Consider the following 24433-nt stretch of genomic DNA (forward strand, 5'->3'; position numbering starts at 1 on the left):
AATCTCGTAAACAAATTATATCATGGTCATACGAAAGGAGCAAGAGCAATGAACGAAATCCTCAATTACTTAAAAGAATGCGGAACATTTTACCTGGCAACCACAGAGGGAGATCAGCCCCGTGTTCGTCCCTTTGGTGCTGTCTGCGAATTTGAAGGCAGACTTTACATCACAACCAACAATCAGAAAAAAGTTTTTGATCAGATGCAGAAAAATCCTAAAATAGAAATTTCCGCTATGAATAAGGGAACATGGATCAGACTGGAAGCCGAAGCAGTGTGGGATGACCACAGGGAAGCAAGAGCTGCCATGATGGAGGACAATAAGGCTGCACTCAGCCGCATGTATTCCGTAGACGATGGAATCTTTGCAGTTTTATATTTGAAGAATGCAACTGCTACCATTTCTTCATTCACTTCTGAACCAAAAGTTGTTACATTCTAAACCATAGCGGAAAACGGCAGCTGTTAAACTGCCGTTTCCTTAAAAGAATTCTTCTTTTACTGTAATCGGAATTTCTCCACTTCCTGGGTAAGTAAGTGAGCCTGTGCCGCCAGTTCTTCGCTGGAAGAAGAACTTTCCTCCGCAGTAGCTGCATTGGTCTGAATGACAGCAGATACCTGGGACAGTCCCTGGTTAATTTCATCAATCATCAGTGCCTGTTTGGCTGAAGCCTTCTCAATTTCTCCTACTGACCGTCCTACAAGCTCCGATTTTTCTCCTACTCCAAGGAGCAGTCTGGCTGTTTCTTCTGCCAGCTTTTCTCCCTCAGATACAATTCTCACAGAATCGCGAATTAAATCTGCAGTCTGCTTTGCAGCCTCTGCTGATTTACCTGCAAGGTTTCTTACCTCATCAGCCACAACGGCAAACCCCTTTCCGGCTTCTCCCGCGCGGGCTGATTCCACTGCCGCATTTAAAGCAAGAATATTGGTCTGGAATGCAATATCTTCAATGACTTTCGTGATACTGGATATCTTTTCTGAAGAAGTTCCAATATCTTTCATTGCAGAGTTTAACTTCTGCATGTATACATTGCCTTCTTTTAAACCTTCTCCGGTATCTGCAATATGAATCGTAGCTTTCTTTACATTTTCTGCATTCTGTTCTGCTTCCTTTGCTATGCTGTTTACCGATGCGCTCAATTCTTCCACCGTAGCGGCCTGTTCCGTGGTTCCTGATGCAAGTGCCTGGGCTGCTGATGCCACCTGAGCGGAGCCTTCATTGACCTGGTCTGCCGCCACACTGATGGACAGCAGAGTCCTGCTTAAATCGTTTCTTATTTTCTGTAATGCAAGACCCAGAACGTCTTTATCAGAACGAAGCGGAACTTGTATGGTGAAATCACCATTGCTGATGTCTTCTGCTGCATTTACCTGTTTTTTAATACTGCCTGTCATCTGCATAAAAGCATCTGCAAGCTGCCCGGTCTCATCTTTTGAATCGATATTTCCCAGATCAACATCAATATGTCCTAGTGCAATACGACCTGCAGCATCCACAACCCGGGTGATGGGACGGCTGATCATTCCGGAAATTTTGTTTCCTAAAAACATTCCGGAACATGCGCCAAAGATTACCACAAAGATTAAAACTGCAATCAGAACGTCAGCAGTAAAACGATTGTCGTTGTTTGTTTTATGAGCCTCGTTCATGCGGTTATCAATGAGTAAATCAAAATTATCAAACATTTTCTGGATATTGTCGGTTTCCTTTAAAAGTTCGGCATATGCTTCCTTACTTTTCCCATTTCGCGCTTCTTTCAGGCAATTTTGGATAGCCGGCTCAAAAGAATTATTAAAAAGATCTACTGATTCATCAAGAAGTGCATAAGATGCCTGATTAGTTATTGTCTTCCGATACTCTTTTATATTTGTTAGAAATTTTTCTTTATCGTTATTAAAATCCTGTTCCAGCTTATCCAATTCCCCGTTGTCACCTGCTACAATAACCATGGTTCTTGAATCAATTCGAAACTGATACAGTCCTTCAACGGCTTCCATCAGGTTTTCAATTGGCGCTGTCTGCTTTTCATACAAATATGTATCCATTGCGCTGATCCTGAAAAGTCCGGCAACTCCCGCCCCTCCCACAATAAGCATAATCAGAGTCAGACATAAAAAACCGGTCCGCAGTTTTCGGGAAATGCTGTAATCCTTAAAATTCTTCATTTAATTTCCTCCCTGTTTTATCTTTTGCAGCTAGTACCAGACTACTGATCGCAGTATATTTGGTACTGCGGTTTTCTATGGATAATACAGGTTATACATACAATAAACAGCTTAATGACGGAAATATAGACGGCGATCTTATCATATAATCGTATTTCACCCCATACATGACAGAAGCTTATTTAGAGAGATGGGATCCAGTTTTTAACATTTTTTATGACGTGATTTATGACGGCGTTCTCATGTTTATAAGCTAAATTACAGAATGATTATTTTGTCAATTATTTTGCTTTATATTTTTAAATAATTAATTTATATAATTACTTCCTATTTGACAAACAATATATATTAGTCGTATAATATATATTGTCGAAAAATACATATTTTTGTAACCGCAGTACCAAATATACTGTGGCATTTTCTCCTATTTAATTGATAAAAGAGCACAAGCATCCCACAATTTTCAAACGAATTACGGCTTGTACTCTTTTATTTTTTACATTTATTCAGACATCAATCTTTTTTCTCCTGTAATTTTCTGAATTTGTCCAATATCCTGAGTGACTTCCAATACTCCAAGATATACACCATCTATACTGCGAACGGCATAATAACGAATCAGGATATATTTTTCTCCCATTCTGATCCAGAAATCCTCCTGATCCTTCCCCCCATTTTTAAAATCTTCTACGATTTTTTCTACGATATGGACACTTGCAGGCGGGTGGCAGTTGGATACATTTCTACCGATAATCGTTCTGGTTCTTGGAAATGCCCTGTCCTTTCCTTCTGAAAAATACTTCACTTTATCCTCTTTATCAACGAATGTGATATCAAAAGGAAGTGTGTTAAGCATGGCAGTCAGCTCTTCGATGTTCATTTCCCCGGAAGGCAGCTTTACGATTCCATCTTCTGCAGAGACAGAAACTTTCTCTTCCTTTTGAACTTCTCCTGGCTCCCACTTTGGCACATGTTCAATTATATAGCCGATTTCGCCGCTTCCATCTGCAATGGTTTTCCACTCTTCCTGTGTAAGGTTTTCCATTAGCATGGGGATCATGATATTTTCTTCTTTAAATATCATTTCTTCAATCTTATCAGCCATATCCTGAGCTTTTTGCATCAGAGTCTCTTTTTGTATGGAACCATTGTTAAGAAGGGCTGAAACTTCTTTCACCTGGGCTCTGATTTCGTCATCCACTCCCCACATGACTTTGGGAGGCGCTGTAATTCCATATTTCTCCATATAGGGAAAGTAAAGATTCTCCTTCTTTTTGTAGTGGACGTCTAAATCCTTCAGCTGTTCCACACCCGCCTTTAACTGATCGATTGCCCCGGATCCCTCCAGTGCTGTCAGGGACAGATATGGCCGGACTTCCTTTTCCAGTATGTGAGAGATTTTCTTATTTTCCCGGACCAGTACCTGGAGAGGGTGACCAGGAATCAGTGCCGGCTCTTCTGGTTGATGAATTTCCTCAATTGACCCCTTAAATACAGCCGCATGGACATCGCATAATTTTTGCACTTCTTCTACAGGAAGCCCCTCCGCAATTAAAGCACCCTCCGCTTCTGAAATCTCTGTGGCAGATACTCCATGAAATACATGTTCAAACTGGGATTTCACCTGATCTACAGTCTTTCCCTCATGAAGCTGCCGGATAATGTCTTTGATTGTCTTTTGTCTCATCTGGCGGTTATTGATGTATTCACTCATTACAGTTCTCCTTTTCCATTTTATAATAAAGTAATAAAAACACCTCAGTCTGATTCTTTGCTTGGTTTCAGAAAGAGGTGTCTTCAGTGATTATTCTTCTACTTTAATTACAGAGACCGGACAGCCTTCCTGTGCCTCAACCGCCGATGATTCTGATGACTCTGGGACGGTTTCAACGTATACCTCTGCCGGACCATCATCACCCATACGAAATACCTCCGGACATACGGAAGCGCAGAGCCCGCATTCGATGCAGCCCTCTCTATCTACTTCTGCTACCATTTTCTAACTCCTTTCTGTTCTGTCCCGGGGACAGCTTTCATTCTTTGACCCTGAATGCACTTTTATTGTTGGTAATTTTTATCGAAAATATTCAAATAAAAAGAAGATCCAAAGCCTGCCCCTTACTTGTGGGACTGACTGCAGGATCTTCTTTTTTATCTATCTGATTTTTTACTTTCTTTTTGCCAGATATTCCTGACCAAGCACATCGGCAGCAATGAGAGCATCATAAAGCTGCCCAGGAGTTACATCTCCGATCATATTATGAATGCTTTCGCCTTCGGCACATGCATTTTTAGCAGCGATATGAACTCTCTCTTTCTCTGTTACACCAATTTCTTTTAAGGTCACCGGAAGACCTACACTGACGCAGAACTCCAGCACCTGATTAAACTCTGCTTTCGGGGCATCTTCCAATACCAGCTGAGCCAAAGTTCCGAAAGCTACCACACTGCCGTGCATCGTGGCTTCACATTCCTCCAGCGCTGTAAATCCATTGTATACGGAATGAGAGACTGCCAGACCGCCATTATCTGCGCCTACACCGCTTAAATAAGTATTCGCTTCAATAATTGCTTCCAGGGCAGGTGTTACAATCTGATTCTCACACGCCTTCAGCGCCTTATATCCATCTTCTAAAAGAGTCTCATAACAAAGTTTGCAAAGAGCCATGGCGGATTTTGTAATTCCCCCGTTTTCCAGGCTGGGTGCTTTTGCCTTCTCACAGGCTCTCGCTTCAAAATAAGTTCCCAGTGCATCCCCCATTCCTGCAACCAGGAATTTAACAGGTGCATGCGCAATAATATCAGAATCTACAATTACTGCATCAGGATTCTTTGGATAAAATATGTAATGGGAAAAGCTTCCGTCATTGTTATAGATTACGGACAAGCCGGTACAGGGTGCATCGGTTGCAACCACGGTAGGTATGATTACCACCGGCAGTTTCTCATAATGAGCTGTTGCTTTTGCGGTATCAATGGCAGAACCGCCTCCAACTGCAACCACACAGTTTATCTGATTTTCTCTGACTATTTTTTGCATCCGCTCTACTTCGCCTATGGAACTGATTCCACCGAATATCTCAAATTTCAATTCAGCTTCTTTTCCCTCAAAGCTTTTTTCAATCTTTTCATGGCAGTTTTTATATCCGCTGTTGCTGCAGATAAACAGAAATGATGTTCCAAGGTTCTTTGTTTCTTCATAAACGGCTGACAAAGCCCCCTGTCCCTGTACGTATTTTAAAGGTGATCTCATTAATTTCAGCATAGTAGTCTCCTCTCATCAATCAGTAAAAATTTATCGTTTATGCTACGTCAAATATACGCCTGTCACAATGAAATGTCAATATTTTAACAAGGTATAAATTCCAATACAATCTTACTGATGTGAATCATATGGAGTTAAAATGCCACAATCTCCTTTATTAAAAATTCCCTTCCTTCTAACAGTTCCCAGGAGAAACTCTGGCAGAACGGACACTTGAAATAATCTTCTGTGACATGGAACATTTTATGGCATTCACTGCAGCGTCCACTGGCAGGGAGAATTTCAATAGCAAGACGGGTGTTTTCCAGTATAGTCCCATTAACAGCGGCAGGATAACACTGTTCTACATAATAGGGGATCACAGAAGCCATCTCGCCAATTTGCAGCACAAGGCTTTCAACCTGTGTCAGACTCTGCTCCCTGACTACAGTTTCCACAATCCGGACCACTTCCGACATGACTCCCAGTTCATGCATACCAATCCTCCCGCTCTATTTGTTATACGGTTGCTTTTGTTTCTGCTAACGCTTTCACTTCCTGATACGATTTCAAATCTGTATAAAGTTCAGGTCCATAGGGGGTTCGGTGCTTTTTCCAGATATTAATCCCCATATAGACTGCCACTGCTGCATTGCTTAACAACGCAATCAGGCTGACTGCAAAGTAAATACCTGGCTTATAAGACGAGTCCACCCGGAATTGTCCCACATCCTGAAATCCTGGGAAGGTCTGAGCAAACATACACCAGAGCGCAAGCGTCTGGGCACGATGCTGCAGCCATGCTCCCTTTCCTACCGTAAATGCACAAAGAGTGGGTGCCAGTAAAAGTGCCAGACCGCAGTACCAGGCGTGGTGAGGCAGACAGTTATAGGTATAAGCAAAGTTCCATATATCATAGGCTGCGATCCAGAACCAGAGCATGTCAGGCCAAAGCATATCCTTACTCTTGTCTTTCTCCGTCACTTTCCTGAGGCAGATACCAAACCAGCCGGTTATGGTAATGATATTTAAGATCCCTGCCGCTGCATTCATAAAATTCCAGGGGCCTCCCATTAAAAGCACAGAGACATCCGCTGTTGCATCCTGGGCTATGGTATGGTACGTCATTCCAACTTCGATATCTCTTGTCACTGCCTCCATAATATTAACCGCCAGGATTAACGGAGGAAAACAAAGAGCAATCCGGCTGTCACACAGGCGGAATACGGTTTTGTCTTTTCTTGTTTTTTCATAATGCCTGATTAACCAGAAACCAATGCAGCCTGCCGTGGCAGAATAGACCTTTGCAAGATGAAACCAGTCTGTATAGGTACTCTTTTTCAGCACTGTAAACCAGAGGACGGATAATACGGCGGGCATGACGAAAAAGAAAAGCAGACCAATCATTTTATAGCGCCGTGACACCTCATTTAATAAGAATAGCGAAGCAAATACCAAAAACCACATGAGAAGATAAGTGACAGGGATTCCACCCTTCGCTGATTGAAATACAAACATGTTTCTACCCCCAATTTATATTATTTCTTTGTTTATATTTTAACACTCTGTTTTCACTTTTGTCAAAATCTTCCTAATATTTAACTGAAAACCAGAGGTTTTCACAGTAATTTTCATTGCTTTTTATACAAAATTACCATATAATTAGAATTGTGGTACCTGGCTGAACCAGGAACAATCACATACAAACAGGGGGAACTATGATATGGAATTTAAAAAGCTGAATGCACCTACATTAAAAGAACTGTTCGTAAAGGAACTGGAATCTCAAATCTTATCCGGACGGCTCCCAATTGGAACCAGGCTGCCTCCGGAACGGGAGCTGGCGGCCACCATGCAGATCAGCAGATCCGTAGTCAACGAGGGCGTAATCGCTCTGGCAGAAAAAGGATTTCTTGACATTCGCCAGAGACAGGGGATTTTTATAGCGGACTACCGAAAAGAAGGAACTATGGATACCTTTCTTTCTATTGTCAATTACAATGGAGGGGTGCTGCGAAAAGAAGAAATCCGGTCTATTTTAGAGCTTAGAATTGCCCTTGATACCCTTGCCATCGATCTTGGGTCGAAAGTCATCACAGATGCAGAGCTTTTAGAACTGCGAAGTCTTACAGAAGCCATTGGCAGAGCCTCCTGCCCGCAGGACGCGGCGGAATCCGCCTTTGACTTTCATCATCATCTGGCACTGTTTTCCGGGAATTCCCTTCTTCCATTGATATTCCGCTCATTCAAATCCCTGACCTGCACGCTCTGGCTTCGTTTCTGTGCCTTATATGGAATCCCAGCTCTTTATGAAAACACAAACGAGCTGTGTACCATGATAGAAGAAAGGAACTTTAAAGGGGCCGGGGACTATTTGAAACGTTCCCTGTCCGAAAGCATCCATGGTCATCGGGAAATTTATTACTGAATATGTACAGAAAAAGCCGGTTACATCAGCTTTCCTAAGAACTAATATAACCGGCTTTTTATCTGATTCCTTTCACCTTTCATCCATATAGATCTTTATGAATTCTGCCATAAGCATGACATAACTGATGACGAATACAAAACCTGCCGCTGCAAGAGGCCACTTCCTCTTTTTCTCCGGAATGGAAAGTCCGATTATAATGCCCACTGCACAAAGACAAATTTTTAATAATGCAAAATCCTTGATTCTGCACTGCCTGATATACTGGTCTGCACAGTCAATTAACTGTTTCATCTTTTTTGCCTCCTTTATCCTTCATCGTTTGTACTTAGTATATACTTATTGTATATTTTTATTTAGACGGATCAGAAAAGGTTAAAAACTGTTTTACGTCAACACCCATTTCCCGAAAGCCTGACCACAAAAATTCAATCCTTTTTATTGTAATTTTTATCAAATAAAGAGAGGAAGGAAGTTTCATCACATTTTCAACCTTTAATTTTCTCATAGTGAGAAAATCACAGTACTCTTCGCTCCCCGTTTCTATTATTTCCGCCGTGCCTTTGATTTGCATCCCTCTTAACTGGTTCATTCCCTGAAACTCATTAAAAACTGCCACAGAGACATTGGGACTCAGCAGAATATTAGCAAACTTTTCTCCGCCCTCACTTAAAATATATAAAAATCCATTCTTATACCGATACTCGATGGGTGTGGCGCGAACCCTTTTCCCATATCCGGTTGATAATGAGCAGGTATTATGGTTTAACAGGAATTCTTCACAGAATTCAAGGATTTTTTTTTCATCCATTGCCTCTGTGGGATTGTCCTTCCACGCCTTTATGCCAAGCAGTGTGTCAACATACCAGTTCTGATCAAAACAAAGATAATCCTGCTCCTTAAGTCCTGCTGATTTAAAAAATGATGCCGTTCGGCCCCGATCTTCCTGATCCAGCTGTTTTAAAATCAGATTCCCCGGGATTCCTTCCTGAAATACAACGCTGCTTCCAAGGAGGTCGCTCACCGGCTGCAGATATTTTTTCGCATATTCTTTCACCAGACAGGTACAAAAAAGTACTACTTTTCCTTTTTTTAACCGGTCAAGATTATTTTTTATATTTTCAACTGCTTCCTCATCCAGTTTTTCATAATAGACCGGAATCAGTAAAACAACAAGATCCCATTCCTGTTTATTATTGTTAAATTCAGAAAACCGCATACATTTCCCGGGTCCCAGTACGAGAGCCGCCTGCCAGGCCGCCATTTTGGTAAATCCATATTTGCTTTCATATAGAACTAAAGTATTTTTCATTCCTCCACCTCCCCTTCTCCATTCATATGCGGAAACTAGAAATTTTAGAATTTAAGAACTTTTTAATACCATACATCCAGTTGCTTTTTATAATAAAACATATTAAAATTGGTTTAATTGAACTAGAATGGAGGCAGCAGCTATGATTCTGGATATCCCTACCATCGCCATTGTTTATTTTTATATCAGCTTCATACAAGTGCTCATTATGCTGTTTGTTTTCCGCATTATTAAAATTTATCCCGGAATGAACTACTTACTTTTCAGCTGTATTTTTTCAGCCGTCTGCGGACTGCTTTATGCATACCAGTATATTTCCCACTATGGAAATCTATTGGTATTCTTTTCCAATATCTTCTTTTATTTTTCCATATTGGCATTGAACATTGGCTTTTCAAGGTTTTTAGACTTACCGGTAGCGAAAAAGAAACTGCTGTTACTTTCGATTCTGTTTTTTGCTGGTTATTTCTGGTTTTCCTTTCTTTATGAAAACAAAAGCTATCGGATTGTTGTATTTTGCCTCACTTTCGCTATTGTTTCCTTTCATAATGGGAAGATATTAAACAGTCATGCCATTGATTCTGTCCGTCCTGCCACCAGTCTCATTGCAGCAGCATGTGTTCCTTATGGTACCTTTTTCGTCATCCGGGCTTTACTTACCTTTTTCAATGAAACACGCAACTACAACTTCTCTTCCTTCTTTACCTTTATGAGCTACTTTCTCTCCATTGCCGGTATCCTTTTATGGACTTATTGCTTTATTGTCATGACTGTCCAGAGAGAACATGCGGACAGAACGTATGCAGAGGAACGTTTTGGTCTTATATTTAAAACAATCCCTGATACCGTATTTATTTCTGAGCTTCCCACAGGAAAGATAATCGATGTAAATGAAACCTACTCATTATTAACCGGATATACGAAAGAGGAGTCTCTGGGAAAAACAACACTTGATTTAAAGTTCTGGAAAAACCTTAGTGACAGAGACCGCTTTTTTGATATCCTTAATAAGGAGGGCAGCTGCAAAAATCTGGAAATCACGATTCTTACCAAAGAAAGAAACGAATTAACTGCTCTGATTTCCTCACAGATTACCCGATTTCAAAATAGTACATACATCATCAGTGTAATCCGTGATATCACCTCTAATAAGGAATTAAGACAGAAGCTGAAAAAAAGTGAGGATACGTTTCAGGCAATTATGGAACAGAGTCCCATGTCTTTTATTCTTACCAATACATCGGGAAAAATTGAATATGCAAATCCGACTTTTTTACAGCTTATGGGATATGAGTTAGAGGAAGTTTTAGGGAAAAACCCAAGAATTTTAAAATCTGGTTATCACAACCGGGAGTTTTATCATACTCTATGGAATACAATTCTCTCAGGAAAACAGTGGAGCAGTGAAATTGTAAATAAGAAAAAGAATGGGGATTTTATCTGGGAGAATATAATTCTGACTCCTATTTTAAATGAAGATGGGGAAATCGTTCAGTTTCTTTCCACTTTAGAAGATATCTCCGATCGCAAAAAAACAGAACAGGAACTTAAAATCCAGGCAAGAACCGATATGCTAACGGGTATTATGAACCGAAGAAGCTTTCTGGAGACAGCTCATAAAAGGCTTTTAACTATCAAAGAACACGGTCAGAAAGCTGCATTTCTCATGATCGACATCGACCGTTTTAAAACCATTAACGACTCTTTTGGACATAACATAGGGGACCGGGCAATCTGCATGGTAACAGAAGAATGCCAGAAACTTATGAAAGGGCAGGATTTACTGGGACGGATTGGCGGAGAGGAATTTGCCGCACTGATTCTTGGCTTTAGTAAAGGAGAAATTGTGGCGGCGGCTGAACTATTATGCAAACGAATTGAGGAGTTGGAATTTTATACGGAAAATAAGGAACGGATTCCCCTTCGCATCAGTGTAGGAGTAACCTTTTTCCATCTGGATACCGATACTCTGGAGAGTCTGATGGAACGTTCTGACGTTGCCCTTTATCAGGCAAAGAATGCAGGAAGGAATCAGATATCCGTGATTAACTGAATCAAAAAACATGCCTGGGCACTTTAGTTTCTGCCCAGGCATGTTTTTTATTCTAATGAAGCTCCGTTTGTTTCAATTACTTTCTGATACCAGTAAAATGATTTTTTTCTGCTGCGTTTTAAGGTACCATTCCCCTCATTGTCTTTCTCTACATAGATAAATCCATACCGCTTTTTCATCTCTCCTGTAGACGCACTTACCAGGTCAATGCACCCCCATGGAGTATATCCCAGTAAGTCCACCCCATCCAGATCCACCGCATCCATCATGGCTTTTATGTGCTCCCGTAAATAATCAATGCGATAATCATCTGACACACTGCCGTCTGCTTCCATCAGATCAGCTGCACCAAGTCCGTTCTCCACGATAAAAAGCGGTTTCTGATAACGGTCATACAGCGTGTTTAAGGTAATACGAAGTCCCAGGGGATCGATCTGCCAACCCCAGTCAGACGCCTTTAAATAGGGGTTTTTAATGCTCTTCATTACATTTCCGGCTGTTGACTTCTTTAGGATTTCCGGATCTGCTGAGGCACAACGGGAAGAATAGTAGCTGAATGAGATATAATCAACGGTATTTTCTCTTAGTATCCGGTAATCTTCCTCCTCTGCATTGAGGGTAATTCCTTCTCTTTCAAAAAATTTCATTGCATAGGCAGGATACTGGCCTCTGGCCTGAACATCGATAAAGAAATAGTTATCCCGGTCCTTTTCCATGGCTTTAAAGACATCCTCCGGATTGCAGCTGTAGGGATAAAAATTTCCTGCTGCCAGCATACAGCCAACCTTACACTCCGGATCAATCTCATGAGCAAGTCTGGTTGCCATAGCCGATGCCACCAATTCGTTATGAGCCGCCTGATATTTGACCTGGTTTACATTCTCCCCTTCCTCAAAGAGGATTCCTGCTCCCATAAATGGCAGGTGCAAAAGCATATTAATCTCATTGAAGGTGATCCAGTATTTGACTTTTCCTTTGAATCTGCGGAAAATCGCGTCACAGTAATGAACAAAACAGTCGATCAGTTTACGGTTCTTCCAGGAGCCATATTTATCTGCCAAAGCTAAGGGTACATCAAAATGACAGATGGTGATAACCGGCTCGATGTTATATTTTAACAGTTCATCAATTACTTCCTCATAAAATTTAAGACCTTCCTCATTTGGCATTTCTTCTTCCCCAGTGGGAAAAATTCTGGACCAGGAAAGAGAAAAACGATAACATCGAAAGCCCATCTCTGCAAAAAGCGCAATGTCTTCCTTATAGTGATGATACATGTCAATGGCTTCTCTCGATGGATAATAGGAGTCGTCAGGCAGATCCTTATAATTCATCTCACCTAACATAATGGGAAAACGGTTTTCACCCCATGGAACAACGTCCACTGTACCCATACCTTTTCCACCTTCCAAATAACCGCCCTCACACTGGTTGGCTGCGGTTGCGCCTCCCCACAAAAAATCTTTTCTCATCGTTTTTATCTTTCCTTTCTTTCTGTTATATTACGGGACTCAGTTAGAAACCTTCCTGTTTTCTTCGTCCCGGTAGAGAATGAAACAGGCTGCAAATGCAATCACCATTGCAACAATTACACCGGCTGCTACCCAGGGTACACTGGATGTATCATTGTTTGCAGGATTGATATAAGCAGGAAAACCAAAAATTCCCAAAGCCCCGGACATATACTTCTTAACATTCCCCGCTCCGATGATTGCACCGCCAATGGAAGCTGCCACACAGGAGATAATAAATGGCTTTTTCTTTGGCAGAGAGATTCCATAAATAGCAGGCTCCGTTACACCGAACAAACCGGAAATTGTTGCCGGAATACAAAGACTCTTTAAATTCTTATCCTTTGTTTTAAACATAACTGCCATTACGACTGCTGTCTGTGCAAAGGAAGCTGCAAAATAGGGCTGCATGAAGCTGTCGAATCCCTGTGTATTCAGATTCATAATATAGACAGGAACCAGTCCCCAGTGAAGTCCGAAAATTACCAGTACCTGCCAGAACGCACCTACAATGGCACCTTCTAAAACAGGGCTTGCATTGTAAGCAGCCTGGGTCAGGTAACCAATGACTGCTGCAATGGAATTTGCAAGAGGTCCAACCACAACAAAGGTTAAAGGTGCTGCAATCATCAGAGTCAGTGTGGGAACCAGGAAATTCTTAATTACATCCGGGATCACCCGTTTCCAGAACTTTTCAATCTTAGACGCTACATATACAGCAAGAATGATGGGTACTACGGAAGACGGATAACCACTTTTGGGCATAATCACGGGAATCTTCATAAATGTAGCATAAATATTGGATTCAAACATGGATCCGGCAAACAATACTTCCATTACATCCTTGGAAGTAAGTGCCACTACTTTAGGATAAACCAGTGCACAGCCAAGTGCAATACCTGTAAATGGATTTAACCCAAATTTTTTAGAAGCGGTATATCCCAGAATTACCGGAAGGTAGTAAAAGAAGCCGTCTGCTACTGCATAAAGGAGCTGATACGTTCCGCTTTCTGCTGTGAGCACTCCGGTAAACGTAAGTATTGCCAGAATTCCCTTAATAAGTCCGGTTGCACAGAACACACCCAGGATCGGCTGAAATACCCCTGATATGGTATCAATCAGGGCAGAAAACAGCTTCTGTTTTTCCGGTTTTTCTTCGTCTGATCCCGGGGTGTCTTCCCCAAACCCGCCGATTTTGCAGACTACCTCATAAACATCTGGCACATGATTGCCGATGACTACCTGATACTGTCCCCCGCTTTTCATGACTGTCACAATCCCATCGGTGTTTTTTAGGATCTCCGTGTTTGCTTTTGACTCATCCTTTAATTTGAAACGCAGTCTGGTAATGCAATGGGTCAGACTGATAACATTGGATTTCCCCCCAACGTTCTGAATAATGATTCTTGCTAATCCATCGTACTTGCTTGCCATATTTTCCTTCTCCTTTTTATATTTAGTAAGGTTTCATCCCTACTACTTTTTCTGATTGTAAACCCAGTCCATGATTTCTCTGCTTTTCAATGCAGGAACCCAGGAACTATGGTATATCATCTGCCCCGCCTGTTTCATTTCTTCATCACTGTACATGGTGATTCTATTATTTTCGGCTCCTTTATCCTTTAATACCTGATACAAAATTTTAGAAGTATAGCTGGTGCATATCGGATCATTCTCCGCCTGTACAAACCACATGGGAACATTGGTTATATCAGAATGACTTATTAAATCAGAGATATCCTGATAGCATTTTCGATAATCCTGATCCGTAAGCGCCAGACTGCCTTCAAACTTATATGCAAGTCCATAGGGCTTGGATATAGGTATTAAGGTATCCTTTGCACAAATGGGAAGGGCTGCTGCGAAAAAGTCAGGATACTGCATAACAAAACGCAAAACCGCACCGCCCCCTGACGAAGCCCCGCTGATATAAACCCGTTTTGAGTCAATCTTTCCCTGATTGATCAGATCCTGAATAAACTCGTGTATCACATCATTATAATCCTGCATTATCTTAAGCTGGTCTGGTTCTTCTGAGATCCCAAAACTGTAGTTTTCCGGAAACTGAAAGGAAAGAACCGCCGTCTGGTATCCGTCCTCTATCCAAGAAACAGCTCCCCTGTTATTTAAAATATTAGCTCCTTCAAAGGAGGAAGAAAGGACTTCCCCGCCTCCATGTTCCCACAACATAAGCGGCACTTTTGCAGAACCGGCAGGCATATAAAGCCAATAGGGAAGTTCCATTCCGTTGCTGCCTTTAAACGTTCCTTTCACAAAATCATCTGCTGTTCTTGTTTTTATCTGACAGGGATCTCCCTTTTTCAAGTCTAGCCCAGCAATGGTACTGTTAATGGAAAAGTCATAATGGGTTGGCTGCATTTTTTCATTGTATACCGTTTTACCAAGATACCGGAATGGATCAACGTAAAGTTTAACATTGTTACCCATTATCATAATATCATTGACCAGATAGCTTTCACTTCCAATCGTTATGTTGAAATCATCGGGTGCAATGCTGCCTAACGCCGAAATATTCTTGAGCCGATAGGTGATGGACTGTACTTCCTGACCATCATCCCCCACATATGTATGGAGAGTGACATTCTCCACCGTAACTGCCTTATCAGGCTCTGCATCGGATGCCTTTACTGTATCTGCACTTGCAACAGTCATAAATGCAGTACTACTCAGCATCAGCACCATAGATAAAAGCAGACATCTTCTGGTGCACTTGATCTTTTTCATGTATTTCCTCCTTTTAAATGTATTTATACTCATTACGGGATTGGCCTTCTCCCCAATGGTTCCATGGTTTAATAACTCATAAAAATAAAAAAACTGATCATACTTACACGTTGTTTAAGCAAACATGTAAATATCACCAGTCATGCCTGTATCTGCTGATACAGTAACACCTAGTTATTAATTTGTTTTTAAATCAATTCAGTCTTTATTAATTAAGTAAACATTACCATATTTATCCAATTATGTAAATACTTTTTGTGTATTTTTATAATTTGAATCCTGACTCAGGATGAATTGCCCGATTTTGTCTGTTTTATGTTATAATTTCATTATCATTATTTTGAAAAACGGGCCGGCAATGGCCAGAAAAGGAATTACGGATGCCATGAACCTTTATCATTTACGCTATTTTGTTACACTTGCGCACCTGGAACACTATACAAAGGCTGCTGCACAGTTAAACACCACCCAGCCCAACTTAAGTTATGCCATTTCATCTTTGGAAACCGAACTGGGCGTATCTCTATTTGAAAAAGACGGACGGAATATTGTCCTTACAAAATGCGGAAAGGATTTTTTATCTGATGTGGAACACTCCTTATCCATTCTGGATTCCGGAATATTAAAAATGCAGCTGATCGGGCGGGGAGAGGGTCTGATTGAGATCGGATTTTTAAGAACTCTGGGAATCAATTACATTCCCCTCACCCTTTCCAGTTACTTAAAGACGGAGGCTGGGTCAAATGCCACCTTTCATTTTCATGACGGCATCACTGCAGATTTAATCCCCATGCTGAAAGATAAAACCTGTGACGTGGTTTTTAGTTCTTATGCAAAGGATGAACCAGATATTGAATTCGTTCCAGTGGCTGCCCAGGATCTGGTTCTTATCGTTCCCACAGACCACCCTTTGGCAGACCGGACCGAAGCAGATCTTTCAGAAACACTGCCCTATCCCCAGATTTTTTTCCACTCAAGAAGCGGACTTCGTTCCATTGTGGACAGCCTGTTTCAAAAAATAAACGCGACTCCCAATATCGCATTGGAGATCGAGGAAGATCAGGTAATTGCAGGATTTGTTGCCGCAGGATTTGGAATTGCCATTGTTCCGGATATGTTTGAATTAAACCAGTTGTCTGTTAAAAAAATATCCATTAAAAATCCCAGTTGGGAGCGCCGCTTTTATATGGCCTATTTAAAAAATCAGTATCAGACACCCATTGTCTCACGCTTTATCCAATTTATAGAGGAAAACAGGGAAAATTCCATGAAGAATCCATAAATATTTTTTATATATACTTACAAATTCATCAATTAGTTTTTTCATTCCCCAACGCTTATAATAGAAGGAGAATCTAAGATCACTTTTATTTATAGGAAAAGGGAGAAATTATATGAAATCCAAATATTCACAGCTTTTTAGTCCTTTAACTGTTAAAAATATGACAATCAAAAACCGGATTGCCATGATGCCTATGGGAACCAACTATGGAGAGCAGAATGGAGAAATGAGTTTTCTGCATATCAATTATTACAGGCAGAGAGCAATGGGCGGAACGGGGCTGATTATCGTAGAAAATGCTAACGTAGATTACCCGTCAGGCTCCAATGGAACCACTCAGATCAGAATTGATCATGACAATTATATCCCCCGTTATTATAAGCTCTGTGAAGAACTTCATAAGCAGGGAGCCTGTGCTGCCATACAGATCAATCATGCGGGAGCTTCTGCACAGTCTGCAAGAACCAATATGCAGCCAGTGTCTGCATCTGATATCCCTTCTAAAACAGGCGGTGAATTACCCCGCCCCTTAAACAGGGAAGAAATTGATGATATCGTGATCAAATTCGGACAGGCAGCCAGACGGGCTCAGATTGCCGGATTTGATGCGGTTGAAATCCACGCAGGCCACTCCTACTTACTCAGTCAGTTTCTCTCCCCTCTCACCAATGACCGGACAGATGAATTCGGCGGCACTGCTGAAAACCGGGCACGCCTTCCACGGATGGTATTTGAGGAAGTGCGCAGACAAGTGGGATCTATGTATCCTATCTTTGCAAGAATCAGTGCTGATGAACTTTTAGAGGGTGGAAACACGTTGGAAGACACACTGGAATATTTACAGTACTTTGATGAATTTGTAGATGTATATGATGTATCCTGCGGTTTAAACGGTTCCATTCAGTTTCAGATTGATGCCAATTACCTAAAGGATGGATGGCGCTCCTATATGGCAAGAGCAGTAAAAGCCCGGTATCACAAGCCATGTATCACCATGGGAAACATACGAAATCCCCAGATAGCGGAAGAAATTCTTCTAAAAGGAGATGCCGATTTAATTGGAATTGGAAGAGGTCTGATTGCAGATCCCTCCTGGGCAAACAAAGCCTATACCGGCAGAGAAGAGTTTATTAATAAATGTATCTCCTGTAACATCGGCTGTGCAGGAAACCGCATCGGCATCAACCGCCCCATCCGCTGTACTGTTAATCCCAGTGTGAATGAAGGGGAATCCTATGAGAAAAACAAAGTAAAGAAACCCTGCAATGTAGTTGTAATCGGAGGAGGGACGGCAGGTCTTGAGGCAGCCTGCACTGCAGCAGAGGTAGGGTGTAATGTTTTTCTTATAGAAAAAAAGAATTATCTGGGTGGACTGGCAGCCGAGATCTCCAAAATTCCCGATAAGGTAAGACTGAATGATTTCCCAACTTACTTAATTAACCGTGCCAAAAATCTTCATAACCTGTATCTTTTTACTGGAGAAGATGCCATTGTGGATCGGGTGAAACGTCTGAATCCGGATATTATCGTAAACGCCACCGGCTCCAATCCTCTTCTACCACCCATTAAGGGACTCTTTGATTACATAGACAAAGATGACAGCCGCATTTCTTCCATAACCGGTATGATCGGACACATTCCTGATTATCCCCATGATCTGACTGGGAAACAGGTAGTGGTTGTTGGGGGAGGTGCCGTTGGTCTTGATGTGGTGGAATATATGGCACCCAGAGGTGCAAAGGTGTTCATCGTGGAAATGATGCCGGATATCGGAAAAGACTTAGATCCTGTTTCAAAAAGCGGAATCAATGCAATGATGAAAAAATATAAAGTAGTCCAGTTAACAGGAGCCACACTGACTGAAGTCCGGGAGTCTTCTTTCCTCATCAGCCAGAACGGGACGGAAACAGAGCTTCCCTTTGACTATGGCTTTGTCTGCCTTGGCATGAGAGCCAACACGCCGGTCATCAATGATCTTCATCAGGCCTTTGATGATACCGATGCAGAGATCATCAACATCGGAGACAGCGTCCGGGCGCGAAGAATCATAGACGGAATTCAGGAAGGACGCAATTTATTAAATACACTGGAGCGCAAAGAGTTCCTGTAGAAAACAGAGATGCCGGTTGGGAAAAACCAACCGGCATCTCTGTTTTCTCTATTCGATTGCTGTTCTTTTTTTCACTCCCGGAACGCTCCAGTTGCTAAGGACAATGTTAAGCCCAAATCCCACTAAAAGCGCCCAGGCAGAGCCCTGCATGGCGAGAACCACTGCCATAATGGCTGCGATGCTTTTATCAAGATCCGTCTCACAGTATTCCATGCCAATTCTTCCGCAGACAAATGCCTGAAAGATCAGGGTGATTCCTGCACCAACCGGAAATACCGGTTTTAATAGTGTAACTACAGGAATGCAGATAACACTGATTAACGTTCCAAGTCGGAAGGAGCCCATTGCACCAAGAAGAGATTTCATTGCCTCTTTTCCCTCCTTATAACGGATGCTCACAGAAACCGTCATTCCCACCCACAAAGGTCCTGCCAGTGGGGGAAACGGGGCAAAGATGGCAAGAATTATATTTCTGATTCCGCTGATTAAATTGGATCTGCTGGAATTAAAATCAATGATTTCATCGTCCCGTTCTGCTTTTGCCTCTTTAATCAGACTCTCAGACGTTACAAAGTCTCCGAACGCGATTACATAGCAGATCAGTGCAAGAGGAAGTGCACTTAAAAACATCCGGATTCCCGGAAAACCCACTCCAAACACCCCTACCTGTTGAAGCATTTCCTTAAACATGGGTATTTTGATAAATGTGCCGATTTCCACATGAGGCATGGCAAGCTCACCTGCTGCGATTCCGATTACCATGGCGATCAGATAGGGAAATAAGTTTCCGTACTGGGCAATGATATCAAGGACTTTGTATTTTTTCCGTTTCTCCTGATAAGAGGAGGAGAAGCTGATAATTGCAAGAAGTAAAGCACCAGCACCAACCGCTATCGGAAAATTTCTAAGCTGCCCCTTAGGAGATAGCTGCCCCTGTAAAACTGTGATGGGAGTTGCCATTAGGATTCCTCCTTTGATAGACGGAGGAATATTTTTAATAAAGCCTTCAGCCAGTTTTGTCACTCCCATAAATATAAATACCAGCCCAACCAGCAGCTGCAGGGCAATCATCGCCTGAATCCTCTCCGCCCCCATTTCGTATGAAGTTAAATAAGCCAGTGTGAGAGGCAATGTTGCTGTTATCCAGCCAGGAATCACGGGATCGCCCAGGTTTGCATGAAGTATGTATAAAAATGCCTCCAAAATAATGCAGCTCCACGCCAGTTCATATGGAAGCCCTAAATATTCTGTCATATATGGGATCGCGCTAAGAGCGGTCGCTCCTACGATCAATCCCTGAATGAATTCTACCTTTTCCAGTTTATAATGGATAAAAGGAATTCTTAGTTTAAAAATCCCCATTGGAATAAATGCCAGTTCTTTCTTCTCCGAATTCATATTACCTCCCGTATTTTGTTATTTTTTTAACATTCAAGGTTAAAAAAAGAATGTGTCTGAAATTGAACACATACTTTTCATTTTTCAGGTTCTGTCAGGAACTGCTGCACTGCTGCTCCTGACAGAGTCTTTATTATCTCTATCTTGCTTTCTGTCTTTTTTCCATTCCCTTTATAAAAACCGCAAGCATAACGCCCAGGAATGTAACACCTGCATTCAGCAGAAGAATCATTCTGGGTCCTTCGCTTCCTCCGATTCTGGTCAAATATCCTGCCAGAGACAAGATGGTGTAATTAGCCACGGAAGAGGCTATCATCACAAAGGAGGTTGCAGTTGCCTTATTCTCAGGGAAGAACTGAATGGTAGTTGCCACAGCCAGCTGAAGAACACCGCCTGCTCCTGCATATCCTATTACAAAACCTCCGATAATACAAATCTGGGGTGTTCTGATCCAATAGCATAAAAGCAGCATGACGGTAGAAACAGCGGGATATAAAATCAGAACCGTCTTCTCGCCTAACCCCTTTTTAATCAGGAATGCCGTTACGATAATTGCAACAGCCGTGCCGGCCGCATAATAGGACTGAATCAGAGATGGACTGGTCATTCCATACAGCTGCCCCAGTTCTTTATTGCAGTTTAACCACAGCATAAATGTGGAGGAGCTGGTAAAACCGATTAAGATTGCAGCGATGGAAACAGGCGTAAATTTCATCCGCTCCTGTTTCGTTTTTACACCATTTCCCCCTTTCTTCTCCCTTTCCGGGAATGGGAGTAACAGGATTAATAAGCCGTCTGCCAGAATCGCTGCACCGCAGATGATAAACAGTGTGGTGTACGGAAGTCCTGCATTCCCTACAAAAAGAATGAAAAAAGGTAGGAGAAACTGGCTGACACACATAGAAAATTTTGTAAACATGTTGGCTATGGAACCGTTATTGACAAAGATCTCCATGCAGGTCGGACTGACACAGGTATCTAAAAAGGAGTTTGCCGCTCCTCCAAGAATGGCAAAGCAGTAGGCTGCTGCCATATTGGGTGACAGAATAATTCCTGCAAAGAATATGACATATAACCCTACCCCGATCAGTCCGCTTAACTTTCTTCCATAGCGGTCTGAAAATGGTCCGGCCACAAAATGTGCCAGCAGCCTTCCAAGTCCGAGAGCTGCAATAACGGTAACAACCCTGCTTACATCATAGCTTCCGTCAGCCAGCTGTCCGGCACCCCAGGCTTTGGCAAAATTCGTCTTATACTGACTCAGTATGGAAGCTCCGATTCCATGGATAAAAAATGAAAAGTATAAGGCAAATGCAGTCGGATAGTATCTTTTGTTATTCATTTATAACTCTCTTTCCGTTAGCGAAAGAGCAGATCCTTTACACCTTCCACAGGCATTTCCTGTCCTGTATAAAGCTTAAAGGCTGCTGCCCCCTGCCAGACAAGCATTCCCTGCCCGTCAATGCAGGTACAGCCTGCTTCTCTGGCTTCTCTAAGCATTTTCGTTTCTTTTGGATTATAAACCGCATCTGTCACTACCAGACCCGGGTAAAACATGGTAACATCTTTTACCACGCTCTCATTGTCCATGGGTTTCATGCCTACAATTGTAGCATTGGCAAAAATGTCACTGGTTTTCATTTCTTCTCTCATGGTTTCCATATCAGAAATGTCAAATACGCTGACTGTACAGCCAGGTCTTTCCTGTCTGATTTTTTCTGCTGTTTCCAGAGTTCTCTCAAAAAATGCATCCTTAATATTAAAAATGGAGATTTCCCTTGCTCCTTCTAAGGCGCACTGCACCTGTATGGCAGTCGCTGCGCCTCCGCCTCCGCATATGGTAATCTTCTTATCTTTTATTTCAACGCCGTGATCTCTTAAATTATCTACAAATCCCTGTCCGTCTGTTATATGCCCGATCAGTTTTCCGTCTTCATTTACAATGGTGTTGACAGCGCCAATAATACGAGCTGCATCAGACAGCTCATCCATGTATTTTAATGCTTCTGTTTTGCAGGGCATGGTTACGTTGCAGCCTCTCATCTTTAAGGTTTTTACGGCCTCAACTGCCTGTTCTACCTCTTCTACCTTGATATCAAAAGCAAGATATGCATAGTCCAGTCCCAGCTTTTCAAAGCTGTAATTGTACATAGCGGGGGAACCGGAATGTCCTACCGGTGAGCCAATTAATCCCATTAAACCTGTTCTTCCAGAAATTCTCTTTTCCATCTTTGCTCTCCTTATTATCAGATATTTTTTGCTGCCTCGTATGCTTCTCTTGTGGCATCCAGCGCTCTTCTTGCTTTCACTGCATCACCGATAACATACACTTCTTTTGCCAGCTTGTCAACATCTTCTCCAAATGGATTATAATTCCGATATCCCATGGCAAGAACGACCGAGTCAAATCCGTTTATGCAATTCTGGGTGCCGTCTTCCAGTGTATAGGACACTCCGTCTTTATGAAATTCACTGACTTTTGCACCGGTTATGGTAGTAATACTGTAATCACTGAAATCCTTCATTAAATATTTCCGGTGTTCACTGATTACATCCGCTCCTATCTTATCCCTCAGTTCAATCACGGTGACCTCATGCTCTGCTTCTCCAAGGAACGCTGCCAGCTCCGATCCAACCATTCCACCACCTACAACCAGTACCTTCTGTCCGCACTGCGCTTCCCCTGAAAGCACATCATCTCCTGAGAGAATGGAAGAATCCCTGATTCCCGGTATTGGAAGAATGAGAGGGCTGGCACCAGTTGCAACAATGACAGCGTCGGGAGCATTTTCCTCTATATACTCCTTTGTCACCTCCATGCCGGTTAGAAGCGTTACATTTGCCTTTTGACAAAGTACGATGTAATTTCGCACCATACCCACGATGTCACCTTTTCCCGGTGGATAGGCTGCAAGGCGCATATTGCCTCCTAACACCTCTTTCTTTTCGCAAAGAGTCACCTCATGGCCTCTTAGTGCGGCAATGTAAGCAGCATAGAGACCCCCAACACCTCCGCCAATCACCAGAACCTTTTTCTTAACTGCCGCAGCTTCCAGTTCTGCTTCCCTGCCTGTTCTGGGATTTACCAGACATTCGATGGGTTTTCCCTGAAACATATTGGCTACACAGCCCTGAAGACAGGCAATACACGGTGTCAGACTTTCCATTTCTCCCTTAAATGCTTTTACCGGCAGCTCCGGATCAGCAATGCTCTGGCGCCCGAATGCCACAAGATCGGTTCTTCCCTCTTTCACCATGAGTTCTGCATAATAAGGCTCTGTAAACCGTCCTACCATAATAACCGGAACCTGAACTGCCTTTTTAATTTCAGTAACATAATCCGCATTAAATCCTCCATGGATGCAGGTTGGTGCCCACATAAACTCATCACGGATATGGACTGCCCTGGATACATGAATGGCATCGGCTCCGCAGTTTTCTAAATACGCGGCTACTGTTGCCGCATCCTGTAAGGATATTCCGCCAAGTATATCATCGCTGCAGTTAATTCTGCAGATAATGCCCAGGCTGTCCCCTGTCTTTTTCCTGATATTTTCCAGAATCAGCCGGGACAGACGCATGCGGTTCTCAAAATTGCCTCCGAATTCATCCACCCGTTTATTGGTTCTCTGGGATATAAAGCTGCTGACCAGATAGCCGTGTGCCATATGTACTTCCACACAGTCAAAGCCTGCCTTTTTAGCACGAAGGGCTGCATCTCCGTACTCTTCAATAAGAGCGTAGAGTTCCTTAGTGGTTATCTCCTTTGGAACATCCTTTCCTGTATGGCTGGCGATGGAAGTTGGCGCTTTTATGGGATATCCTGCCAGCTTTGCATTCCCTTCCGGACCTGCATGCTGAAGCTGAACGGATATTTTTGCCCCCCAGGCGTGAACGGCATCTGCCACCAGTTTAAAACTGGGTATCACACTGTCGTCATAAAGACAGGGCTTTCTTGGTCCCCCTTTTGCTGTCCTGTCAATCACGGTTGCCTCTACGGTAACAAGGCCAAACCCTCCTTTTGCACGGGCTTCATAATAATCTCTGGAGCGGTCACTGAGGGTTCCAGCCCCATTTGCAAAATTATTTCCCATGGGCGGGACCACAAAACGGTTTTTAACCGTAACAGGACCGATGGTAACCGGTGTGAACATATTCTCAAATTTCACTGTATCTCTC

The 24433-nt window shown here is 42.4% G+C and carries 20 protein-coding genes; 5 read left to right on the forward strand and 15 right to left on the reverse strand.

Annotation, left to right across the window (positions count from 1 at the left end; all coding sequences use genetic code 11):
• The first annotated feature begins 48 nt into the window (after window positions 1-48).
• Complete coding sequence (locus ABS301_RS01535; RefSeq protein ID WP_349670504.1) at window positions 49-444, forward strand: pyridoxamine 5'-phosphate oxidase family protein; 396 nt, start codon at window positions 49-51, stop codon at window positions 442-444.
• A gap of 56 nt (window positions 445-500) precedes the next feature.
• Here ABS301_RS01535 and ABS301_RS01540 read toward each other — a convergent pair whose 3' ends face one another.
• The 6 genes from ABS301_RS01540 to ABS301_RS01565 all read right to left on the reverse strand — a co-directional run bounded on the left by ABS301_RS01540 (window position 501) and on the right by ABS301_RS01565 (window position 6933).
• Window positions 501-2171, reverse strand: coding sequence for a methyl-accepting chemotaxis protein (locus ABS301_RS01540; RefSeq protein WP_349670505.1), 1671 nt, complete (start codon window positions 2169-2171; stop codon window positions 501-503).
• A 502-nt stretch (window positions 2172-2673) separates the two neighbouring features.
• Window positions 2674-3885: a DUF438 domain-containing protein gene (locus tag ABS301_RS01545; protein WP_349670506.1), complete on the reverse strand. Its 1212-nt coding sequence runs from the start codon at window positions 3883-3885 to the stop codon at window positions 2674-2676.
• Window positions 3886-3975: 90 nt separating this feature from the next.
• The gene (locus ABS301_RS01550) at window positions 3976-4167 is read right to left on the reverse strand and encodes a ferredoxin (protein WP_349670507.1); all 192 of its coding nucleotides are present in this window, start codon (window positions 4165-4167) and stop codon (window positions 3976-3978) included.
• Window positions 4168-4338: 171 nt separating this feature from the next.
• Window positions 4339-5436 (reverse strand): glycerol dehydrogenase, encoded by a 1098-nt coding sequence (locus tag ABS301_RS01555; protein ID WP_349670508.1) that lies wholly within the window; start codon window positions 5434-5436, stop codon window positions 4339-4341.
• 134 nt (window positions 5437-5570) lie between these two features.
• Window positions 5571-5912, reverse strand: coding sequence for a hydrogenase maturation nickel metallochaperone HypA/HybF (locus tag ABS301_RS01560; RefSeq protein WP_349670509.1), 342 nt, complete (start codon window positions 5910-5912; stop codon window positions 5571-5573).
• Window positions 5913-5934: 22 nt separating this feature from the next.
• On the reverse strand, window positions 5935-6933 hold the full coding sequence (locus ABS301_RS01565) for a DUF5692 family protein (protein ID WP_349670510.1): 999 nt from the start codon (window positions 6931-6933) through the stop codon (window positions 5935-5937).
• A gap of 205 nt (window positions 6934-7138) precedes the next feature.
• On the opposite strand from ABS301_RS01565, the gene ABS301_RS01570 reads away from it, so the two are divergent.
• Window positions 7139-7843: a FadR/GntR family transcriptional regulator gene (locus ABS301_RS01570; RefSeq protein WP_349670511.1), complete on the forward strand. Its 705-nt coding sequence runs from the start codon at window positions 7139-7141 to the stop codon at window positions 7841-7843.
• A gap of 72 nt (window positions 7844-7915) precedes the next feature.
• Here ABS301_RS01570 and ABS301_RS01575 read toward each other — a convergent pair whose 3' ends face one another.
• Window positions 7916-8137: a permease of phosphate ABC transporter gene (locus ABS301_RS01575; protein WP_104438625.1), complete on the reverse strand. Its 222-nt coding sequence runs from the start codon at window positions 8135-8137 to the stop codon at window positions 7916-7918.
• Between the two features lie 58 nt (window positions 8138-8195).
• On the reverse strand, window positions 8196-9155 hold the full coding sequence (locus ABS301_RS01580) for a pyridoxamine 5'-phosphate oxidase family protein (RefSeq protein WP_349670512.1): 960 nt from the start codon (window positions 9153-9155) through the stop codon (window positions 8196-8198).
• Between the two features lie 142 nt (window positions 9156-9297).
• Here ABS301_RS01580 and ABS301_RS01585 point away from each other — a divergent pair, with 142 nt between their 5' ends.
• Window positions 9298-11208, forward strand: a complete 1911-nt coding sequence (locus ABS301_RS01585) for a sensor domain-containing diguanylate cyclase (RefSeq protein ID WP_349670513.1) — start codon at window positions 9298-9300, stop codon at window positions 11206-11208.
• A gap of 47 nt (window positions 11209-11255) precedes the next feature.
• Here the strand turns inward: ABS301_RS01585 and ABS301_RS01590 are convergent, their stop codons facing one another.
• From ABS301_RS01590 to ABS301_RS01600, 3 genes are read right to left on the reverse strand one after another with little or no spacing between them, the layout of a single operon-like run.
• Entirely contained in the window at window positions 11256-12680 is a 1425-nt protein-coding gene (locus tag ABS301_RS01590; protein WP_349670514.1) for a 6-phospho-beta-glucosidase, read from the reverse strand.
• 39 nt (window positions 12681-12719) lie between these two features.
• Window positions 12720-14153 carry a PTS transporter subunit EIIC gene (locus tag ABS301_RS01595; protein WP_349670515.1) on the reverse strand — a complete coding sequence of 478 codons (1434 nt, stop codon included), beginning with the start codon at window positions 14151-14153 and terminating at the stop codon, window positions 12720-12722.
• A gap of 42 nt (window positions 14154-14195) precedes the next feature.
• Complete coding sequence (locus tag ABS301_RS01600) at window positions 14196-15464, reverse strand: carboxylesterase family protein (RefSeq protein ID WP_349670516.1); 1269 nt, start codon at window positions 15462-15464, stop codon at window positions 14196-14198.
• 358 nt (window positions 15465-15822) lie between these two features.
• On the opposite strand from ABS301_RS01600, the gene ABS301_RS01605 reads away from it, so the two are divergent.
• Window positions 15823-16746: a LysR family transcriptional regulator gene (locus ABS301_RS01605; protein ID WP_349670517.1), complete on the forward strand. Its 924-nt coding sequence runs from the start codon at window positions 15823-15825 to the stop codon at window positions 16744-16746.
• A 112-nt stretch (window positions 16747-16858) separates the two neighbouring features.
• Window positions 16859-18856 (forward strand): oxidoreductase, encoded by a 1998-nt coding sequence (locus ABS301_RS01610; RefSeq protein ID WP_349670518.1) that lies wholly within the window; start codon window positions 16859-16861, stop codon window positions 18854-18856.
• Between the two features lie 48 nt (window positions 18857-18904).
• Here ABS301_RS01610 and ABS301_RS01615 read toward each other — a convergent pair whose 3' ends face one another.
• From ABS301_RS01615 to ABS301_RS01630, 4 genes are all read right to left on the reverse strand, one after another.
• Window positions 18905-20254: a hypothetical protein gene (locus ABS301_RS01615; protein ID WP_349670519.1), complete on the reverse strand. Its 1350-nt coding sequence runs from the start codon at window positions 20252-20254 to the stop codon at window positions 18905-18907.
• A 139-nt stretch (window positions 20255-20393) separates the two neighbouring features.
• A complete protein-coding gene (locus ABS301_RS01620) occupies window positions 20394-21596 on the reverse strand; it encodes an MFS transporter (RefSeq protein WP_349670520.1) in 1203 nt (400 codons plus the stop codon).
• Window positions 21597-21613: 17 nt separating this feature from the next.
• Entirely contained in the window at window positions 21614-22483 is an 870-nt protein-coding gene (gene aroE / locus ABS301_RS01625; protein WP_349670521.1) for a shikimate dehydrogenase, read from the reverse strand.
• Window positions 22484-22500: 17 nt separating this feature from the next.
• Window positions 22501-24423, reverse strand: coding sequence for an oxidoreductase (locus ABS301_RS01630; protein ID WP_349670522.1), 1923 nt, complete (start codon window positions 24421-24423; stop codon window positions 22501-22503).
• Between the last annotated feature and the right edge of the window lie 10 nt (window positions 24424-24433).

This window comes from Lacrimispora sp., assembly GCF_031982545.1.
In the GTDB taxonomy this organism is placed as follows: domain Bacteria; phylum Bacillota; class Clostridia; order Lachnospirales; family Lachnospiraceae; genus Lacrimispora.

Bases quoted from the DNA above. Each gene is read 5' to 3' on its own strand.
- ABS301_RS01565 (WP_349670510.1), bottom strand. From the start codon at position 6,933: ATGTTTGTATTTCAATCAGCGAAGGGTGGAATCCCTGTCACTTATCTT.
- ABS301_RS01545 (WP_349670506.1), bottom strand. From the start codon at position 3,885: ATGAGTGAATACATCAATAACCGCCAGATGAGACAAAAGACAATCAAA.
- ABS301_RS01550 (WP_349670507.1), bottom strand. From the start codon at position 4,167: ATGGTAGCAGAAGTAGATAGAGAGGGCTGCATCGAATGCGGGCTCTGC.
- ABS301_RS01585 (WP_349670513.1), top strand. From the start codon at position 9,298: ATGATTCTGGATATCCCTACCATCGCCATTGTTTATTTTTATATCAGC.
- ABS301_RS01595 (WP_349670515.1), bottom strand. From the start codon at position 14,153: ATGGCAAGCAAGTACGATGGATTAGCAAGAATCATTATTCAGAACGTT.
- ABS301_RS01600 (WP_349670516.1), bottom strand. From the start codon at position 15,464: ATGAAAAAGATCAAGTGCACCAGAAGATGTCTGCTTTTATCTATGGTG.
- ABS301_RS01555 (WP_349670508.1), bottom strand. From the start codon at position 5,436: ATGCTGAAATTAATGAGATCACCTTTAAAATACGTACAGGGACAGGGG.
- aroE (WP_349670521.1), bottom strand. From the start codon at position 22,483: ATGGAAAAGAGAATTTCTGGAAGAACAGGTTTAATGGGATTAATTGGC.
- ABS301_RS01615 (WP_349670519.1), bottom strand. From the start codon at position 20,254: ATGAATTCGGAGAAGAAAGAACTGGCATTTATTCCAATGGGGATTTTT.
- ABS301_RS01575 (WP_104438625.1), bottom strand. From the start codon at position 8,137: ATGAAACAGTTAATTGACTGTGCAGACCAGTATATCAGGCAGTGCAGA.
- ABS301_RS01620 (WP_349670520.1), bottom strand. From the start codon at position 21,596: ATGAATAACAAAAGATACTATCCGACTGCATTTGCCTTATACTTTTCA.
- ABS301_RS01535 (WP_349670504.1), top strand. From the start codon at position 49: ATGAACGAAATCCTCAATTACTTAAAAGAATGCGGAACATTTTACCTG.
- ABS301_RS01590 (WP_349670514.1), bottom strand. From the start codon at position 12,680: ATGAGAAAAGATTTTTTGTGGGGAGGCGCAACCGCAGCCAACCAGTGT.
- ABS301_RS01605 (WP_349670517.1), top strand. From the start codon at position 15,823: ATGGCCAGAAAAGGAATTACGGATGCCATGAACCTTTATCATTTACGC.
- ABS301_RS01540 (WP_349670505.1), bottom strand. From the start codon at position 2,171: ATGAAGAATTTTAAGGATTACAGCATTTCCCGAAAACTGCGGACCGGT.
- ABS301_RS01560 (WP_349670509.1), bottom strand. From the start codon at position 5,912: ATGCATGAACTGGGAGTCATGTCGGAAGTGGTCCGGATTGTGGAAACT.
- ABS301_RS01610 (WP_349670518.1), top strand. From the start codon at position 16,859: ATGAAATCCAAATATTCACAGCTTTTTAGTCCTTTAACTGTTAAAAAT.
- ABS301_RS01570 (WP_349670511.1), top strand. From the start codon at position 7,139: ATGGAATTTAAAAAGCTGAATGCACCTACATTAAAAGAACTGTTCGTA.
- ABS301_RS01580 (WP_349670512.1), bottom strand. From the start codon at position 9,155: ATGAAAAATACTTTAGTTCTATATGAAAGCAAATATGGATTTACCAAA.